The organism is Aeromonas sp. SrichE-2G (assembly GCF_017939565.1).
Classification (GTDB): Bacteria; Pseudomonadota; Gammaproteobacteria; order Enterobacterales; family Aeromonadaceae; genus Aeromonas; species Aeromonas taiwanensis.
The window spans coordinates 1-277 of record NZ_JAGKRG010000061.1 but is presented as its reverse complement, the minus strand read 5'-3'; the positions used below and the strand labels follow the sequence as shown (position 1 = coordinate 277).

Sequence of the window (277 nt, the reverse complement as noted above, 5' to 3'; positions counted from 1 at the left end):
GGTCCAGACTCCTACGGGAGGCAGCAGTGGGGAATATTGCACAATGGGGGAAACCCTGATGCAGCCATGCCGCGTGTGTGAAGAAGGCCTTCGGGTTGTAAAGCACTTTCAGCGAGGAGGAAAGGTTGTTGGCTAATATCCAACAGCTGTGACGTTACTCGCAGAAGAAGCACCGGCTAACTCCGTGCCAGCAGCCGCGGTAATACGGAGGGTGCAAGCGTTAATCGGAATTACTGGGCGTAAAGCGCACGCAGGCGGTTGGATAAGTTAGATGTGA

1 rRNA gene is annotated in these 277 nt (G+C 54.5%); it reads left to right on the top strand.

Features of this window, described 5'->3' with window-relative positions:
• Nucleotides 1-277: ribosomal RNA gene (locus tag J9885_RS20225) — 16S ribosomal RNA — on the top strand; the annotation flags it as partial.